This window comes from Corynebacterium sp. KPL2680, from assembly GCF_040225675.1.
In the GTDB taxonomy this organism is placed as follows: Bacteria; Actinomycetota; Actinomycetes; order Mycobacteriales; family Mycobacteriaceae; genus Corynebacterium; species Corynebacterium rhinophilum.
On sequence record NZ_JBEHFM010000041.1, the window covers coordinates 1 to 5,351 of the forward strand.

The 5,351-nt window shown below is 46.4% G+C and carries 6 protein-coding genes and 2 pseudogenes; 5 read left to right on the plus strand and 3 right to left on the minus strand.

The genetic code is table 11. The features are described 5' to 3' along the window. Positions 1-247: 247 nt before the first annotated feature. Both ABRP66_RS11310 and ABRP66_RS11315 read right to left on the minus strand, forming a co-directional pair. A complete protein-coding gene (locus tag ABRP66_RS11310; protein ID WP_349838696.1) occupies positions 248-592 on the minus strand; it encodes a pentapeptide repeat-containing protein in 345 nt (114 codons plus the stop codon). 3 nt (positions 593-595) lie between these two features. Further along, positions 596-1,150, minus strand: coding sequence for a hypothetical protein (locus ABRP66_RS11315; protein ID WP_284771327.1), 555 nt, complete (start codon positions 1,148-1,150; stop codon positions 596-598). Between the two features lie 201 nt (positions 1,151-1,351). Between ABRP66_RS11315 and ABRP66_RS11320 the strand changes: the two are divergent. After that, positions 1,352-1,770, plus strand: a pseudogene (locus ABRP66_RS11320) (transposase); the annotation flags it as partial. On the opposite strand, the pseudogene ABRP66_RS11325 reads toward ABRP66_RS11320, so the two are convergent. Beyond that, positions 1,769-1,897 (minus strand): annotated as a pseudogene (locus ABRP66_RS11325) (IS30 family transposase); the annotation flags it as partial. The pseudogenes ABRP66_RS11320 and ABRP66_RS11325 sit on opposite strands and share 2 nt — an antisense overlap. A 347-nt stretch (positions 1,898-2,244) precedes the next feature. Here ABRP66_RS11325 and ABRP66_RS11330 point away from each other — a divergent pair. Genes ABRP66_RS11330 through ABRP66_RS11345 form a run of 4 tightly spaced genes read left to right on the plus strand, consistent with a single transcriptional unit; the run spans position 2,245 to position 5,064 of the window. Further along, on the plus strand, positions 2,245-2,646 hold the full coding sequence (locus ABRP66_RS11330; protein WP_284785734.1) for a hypothetical protein: 402 nt from the start codon (positions 2,245-2,247) through the stop codon (positions 2,644-2,646). Further along, positions 2,640-3,353, plus strand: coding sequence for an ATP-binding cassette domain-containing protein (locus tag ABRP66_RS11335; protein ID WP_284771329.1), 714 nt, complete (start codon positions 2,640-2,642; stop codon positions 3,351-3,353). Before ABRP66_RS11330 ends, ABRP66_RS11335 begins: the two co-directional genes overlap by 7 nt. Next, a complete protein-coding gene (locus ABRP66_RS11340; protein ID WP_284783760.1) occupies positions 3,343-4,482 on the plus strand; it encodes a hypothetical protein in 1,140 nt (379 codons plus the stop codon). Before ABRP66_RS11335 ends, ABRP66_RS11340 begins: the two co-directional genes overlap by 11 nt. A gap of 60 nt (positions 4,483-4,542) precedes the next feature. After that, complete coding sequence (locus ABRP66_RS11345) at positions 4,543-5,064, plus strand: hypothetical protein (protein ID WP_284771331.1); 522 nt, start codon at positions 4,543-4,545, stop codon at positions 5,062-5,064. The last annotated feature ends 287 nt before the right edge of the window (positions 5,065-5,351 follow it).

The following is a 5,351-nucleotide window of genomic DNA, read 5'->3' on the forward strand; positions in this document are numbered from 1 at the left end:
ACCACCAGCAGAAAAGAAATAGCTACCTAACCACGAGGTAGCTCCACTACGTGTCCACGATTTGCGGGCAACCCCAACGGGGCACTTCACATACGCTAAAGTATATACCTCATCATATGTCCCGCCATATGGCAAGACATATGACAGGACTGACGGGTGTGCAGATTTACCGATACGGCTGCACCGCCCTAGGCGTTTCCAACGCCCGATTTACGGTAGGGCTTGAACGGAATTCGTTTAGGCGCAATCAGGGACTATAAAGTATCACATTACTTGCCTCCAAACCTGTACATTCAGAGAATTGCCTTGGATTGGCGGTAACAGGTACCAGATATGCGTTCGTAAAATTAGCGCGCGTTAATGTCGCTCCACGAAGGTCTGACTCGCTAAGAATTGCGTTCGTAAAATCTGCGTCGGTGAAATCTGCCGATTTCAAGTTAGCCCATGCCACCATGGAGCCACGGAACGAGCATCCTTTGCATATGCTTCCTTCGAGATTGATGTCCGTCAGATCATAGTTGGACATATCCTTTCCGGAAATGTCTTTCCCAGCGAGCCCCGTGGCCCACGATTGAGGTATCGTTTTGTACATTTGTTATTTAATCTGCGGTGAATTGATAATCCATTGCGGGCAACGGCCTTGGTAGCCAAGGCAGTGGGTGGTTACAACTCCGTAAGGTTTGCCGTCCCTTACCTTGTTGAAACCAACCACCGTTAATATGTCTGTGGTTTCAACTTTCCGGCACCTCTTAAAAGGTCCCCAACCCGAGCAGGAAATATGATCCATGGGCAGGCGATATTCATAGCGGTCGCCGGAGCGCTTAATCTTTGGCGCATATTTTGTTGAAGCTTGTGAAGCACGAATGGATAAACCGTGTTTGTTCTGGTTTTTCGCCCGAGCCTTTTCTCGAAGGTAAATCAGCTTTCCATTCTTATCCGTCCACTGCGACACTATAGTGTAGGGGCCTTTATTTCCAAAGAAAGATAATTCCGAGTCGACAGAAGTATCGAAGTTCTTCGAAGTGGCAACTTCTGTCAAGATTTCCTCCGCTGTAGAGTCATAGCTTTCCACTGTTCCTGGGATGACCCCGAAATCTTTTGTAGGGGCAGAGGTAGATGCATTGGCAGCTGGTTGAGACAAATTAGCCATTAGAAGTAGAGCAGCCATTGTCTTGCCTAGTGCGTTTTTGATCCAGTATTTCCGCATGATAGAGTCTCCTACTTGTAGAAAATTACTTATCCTAAAAGTACCTTCTTTAATTAACGAAGGGAATGCTCATATGCGTGATATGGAATACAAACTGAAGCGTCCTGGGTTTAGTTCTTACCTCAGCTAAGGAAGGATTGAACTATGCCTAGAAAGTATTCCGTCGAGTTTAAGGAGAAGGCGGTCCATCAGATCATCGAAATGGTCCGCCTGGAGTCTTGCTCACTGCAACGTGCCTACACAGAGATCGGTGAGCTCCTTGGAGGATCTCACCACACGTTGCGGGCTTGGTACCGTGACAGCGCTTCAGTACGCGATAATTCTGACGCTTCAGGCAGCGAAACAATGGAAGAAGAACTCAAGCGTCTGCGCCGCGAAAACCGTGAGCTGAAACGAGCAAACGGGATTGTTAAGACTGCTTCGGCTTTTTCGCAGCGGAACTCGACTACCCCACGACCAAATGATCCCTTACATCGACGCGTACAAAGATCAGTTTGGGGCCCGGGGCCATCTGCCGAGTCCTAAAACAAGCAGATCGTGGATTCATTACTTCACGCGGCTACTGAAGCGTTCTACTAATGTGATTACCGCTGATTGGTTATTTTTACCAAGGATGAGGTCGCCTTCCCAATGGCCTGGCAAAATACGTTCAGTAACCTCATCTGGCCGGTCGTCGATGAGGATCATGTCGTCAACGAAGCGTTGCTGGGATTGCCCGCAAAGGGGCGCTCTTAGCCTAGCGGGGACGCGTCAACTCGGAACAGTTATGTCGTTTGAACCTGGCGTTTAGTTCGTGGGATATGAAGTGGACATGCCATTTTGGAGGCGGATCAACCTTAAGAAGAAATGGTAATTGGGGGTAGTACTTAGAATATCTTTACTGCGGGCTGTACATGCTATAGATGCCTATGTTAGGTTAACACTGTTCCCGATATAGGTGATCCTTTATAATACTGAAGTCTGAAGCAAACACACATAAAGGTCATAAAGGTGAGGTCGATTTTGACGTGTCTAAATTCCGAGAGGGAAGTACTGTGATGAAGAAAATTGCAGCAGGGTTAGTAACCGCCTTGGCGGTTTCTATGTTCGCTGCTCCAGCGAACGCGGAGGGGAACTTTGAAACCAGTGTTAGTGGCGTTCGCGATGGCTACAAGACTCGTGGGTGGATCGATCGAAATATAGACGGGTACAACACGGAGATTACAGCAGCTACCTGTTTAAATGATCCACATGGATCTCCTGGAAAAGTTGAGATGACCCTGCGTCGAGAGCTTTCTATGAAGCCGGACCCCGACCTAGGTTCACGTTCGCTCAATAAATGCTATGGAGGATGGGACCGAGGCGGGTGGGGGCGCCAGGCTGCGGGAAATTATCATGCTGATATCCATACATTTGATTGGAACCACTTAACCATCAAATGGATGAAATTTGTATGGTAGCGACCATTCAAGCTAATGCACTAAAAATCCGGCGTTCAAGTAAAATAATTCTGGATATACCACAGTTAGTGATAGATGAACGACCCACGCTTCTTCTGGGAGCTAACGGTGCAGGGAAATCAACACTTTTTTCTGCTCTTGCATCAGATTCTTCTCCAAAGGAAGGAACAGTCCTAAGGAATGGATCTATATCTGTAGTAGAGCAGACATTCAATCCTATTACCGGTTTCACCTCTAGTGAGTACTGTGCTTATGTTGCTTGGCTGTTTGGGCGAGATAAAAAGGCCGCAAAGAAAGAAAGCTTAGATTGGCTAGATTTTGTAGATCTGTCAAGAGTCTCTAATCAACGGTGTGAAAGTCTTAGCGGAGGGGAACGCTCTAGGCTGGCGATCGCCACTGCGTTGAACTCTGGGGCGGAAACACTGCTGCTTGATGAACCAAGTGCGGCACTTGATCCACTCAACAAAGAGCATGTAACTGAGGTATATCAACGGATTGTTGATAGAGGACATAATCTAGTCGTCTCAACGCATGATGCCGGCGAACTACAGAGACCTTTCGAGCGCGTTCTCGTCCTTGATAAGGGAAAGCTACATTTTGATGGTTCACGACATGATTTCGTGCAGTTAGCTTCAGAACCCGGAAAATCCCCGGCACATATTCTCTCACGATCTTTTGTACGGAGAGGAAACTACAGTGGTTCCTAATTTCGGTATTAAACACTGGCTTCGCCGTCCATCATTATGGATTTGTCTTATTGGGATAATCCTCAGCGCGGTTCCTATTTCGGAATTAGGAAAGACGCCATACTATGAGTCGATAGCTGCTCAATCTACATTGGTATTCTTCGTAATTGCCCCTGCGGTTTCTGCCGCAATGGCATGGGAGGCATCACGATTTCGTCCTCTAGTGCAGATGGGGCGAAAATCGGTGGCTCGTATCTATGTGAACCGAATGTTTGCATGGTCGCTGATTTTTCCTCTTGGCTATGTATTAGCAAATCTTTCACAAAGTACTGATTCTGCACTGCTCGGATCTTCAGTTTTTTGGGTTATGCTGACGTATTCGTCCATCGTCGGTACCTGTTGGACATTAATCGGAAGTGCACTTGGCTTTTCGTTTAAACCACTGGTTTCAGTGTCTGTATCAGCTGCGCTTGCATATACGTGGTATGCGGTAATTCCAGCCACTTCTCCTGGATCCTTAAGACATATAACTGGTGATTTTTTAGCGTGCTGTTCTTTTGATGTAACGCTAGATGTGAAAGCAATTGGAACAGCAATTGCAGGGATTATTGGAGCCACGCTGACCATAATCTCGGCTGCGGCATTGCTTAGGAACCGCTGTAAAATGTATATGTTGACTTTCCTTTTAGGCCTTATTTCCCTCATCGGTTCTTTTGCTTGGGCGCAGCAGCTCACAGAGTTTGGCCTTGAACAAAGAGATTCTCGTGAGGTTGTTTGCTCTTCTAAGGTCTGCGCATGGCCGGAAGTTCCTAACGAAAATATATCGCTTAATATCCAGGCGAGGGATGCTTTCTCTAAAATATCACCCCCTGAGTGGAGAGATTTCTCAGAACGTCCCGTCATGTGGGGAGATCTTTCGGAAGAGCATCTAAGTCTAAGCGGTCAATCCACTGTAAAAGGGATAGTTGGAGAGTTTGTGGATCAAGCTGGATCTGCGGAACTCATTCGTTCAGACGCTAAAGTCTGTGGAATTCCGGCGAAAGATTTGGGAATTACGCTTAGTGGTCTTCCTTGGGAGCCTAATCAACAAGTTACCGTTGAAGACGTTGCTCAACGTATTGAGCATTCTGTATGCAGAGTGAGCGATTAGCCCATGACTTCATACGCATTCTTGTACTGCCGTGGGCATAGGCTAATTACTGTCCTAATAATGGTGCTGTTTATTGCCTTTGTTCTTTCTTTCGCTGAGGGATGGTTGCTAAATATCCCTTGGCTCGATGATACTGCTGGGGCAAACGTTGGTACTTTGTGTTCGTTTTCTTATGCTGCATTGCCAGTGATTTTCTTCAGAAATCAGATTTCCAGGTTAGAGGCTCAAGTTTCACGGAATTGGCTAGTTATTGATGGTATAGTTCTCTTAGTTTTATGGATTATTCCTTGGATCTTTTCCCTTTGTGGCATAGGAAGCACTAGATTCGCTTATGTATCTACTGTTCTTACCGCTTTGACACTACTTATAGGTAGATATGTGAGTGTGGATACACTCGCTTTGTTACTTGTAGCACAGCTTGTTTTGCAAACCGCTCTTTGGCCATCATTATTTGATACGCATTGGAGATTCCTACTTTTCGCTCTAGAGGTTCCACCCAGCCGTATTCCACTAATATTAAGTATAGTTTCGTTGTTCGTGAGTGTTATTTCTTTGCGTAAATTCAAACGATCTGTGTTTTAGCTAGAAGTAGAGCGTGTCAATTTTTTGTACGGAGTGAAGAATAGCTATCTGCTGAAGTAGCCGGGGCAGGCCTAAGGTTACCCGCAAATCTTTGAAACGAAGTCACGTAATAGAACTACCTAGTGATTAGGCGGCTATGAGGTTACCCTCGTTTGGTGGAGACCCGATTAGTGTGGATTTTGTGTCCGCAAGACAGGATGTTCATTGTGGGTCAACAACGCCAGAAATACACACCTGAGTATCGACGTGAAGCCGCGAACCTGGTAATCGAATCGCAGCGCCCAATT

Excerpts from the sequence above, each read along its gene's own strand:
- ABRP66_RS11310 (WP_349838696.1), bottom strand. The coding sequence starts at position 592 with ATGTACAAAACGATACCTCAATCGTGGGCCACGGGGCTCGCTGGGAAA.
- ABRP66_RS11315 (WP_284771327.1), bottom strand. The coding sequence starts at position 1,150 with ATGGCTAATTTGTCTCAACCAGCTGCCAATGCATCTACCTCTGCCCCT.
- ABRP66_RS11330 (WP_284785734.1), top strand. The coding sequence starts at position 2,245 with ATGAAGAAAATTGCAGCAGGGTTAGTAACCGCCTTGGCGGTTTCTATG.
- ABRP66_RS11335 (WP_284771329.1), top strand. The coding sequence starts at position 2,640 with ATGGTAGCGACCATTCAAGCTAATGCACTAAAAATCCGGCGTTCAAGT.
- ABRP66_RS11345 (WP_284771331.1), top strand. The coding sequence starts at position 4,543 with ATGGTGCTGTTTATTGCCTTTGTTCTTTCTTTCGCTGAGGGATGGTTG.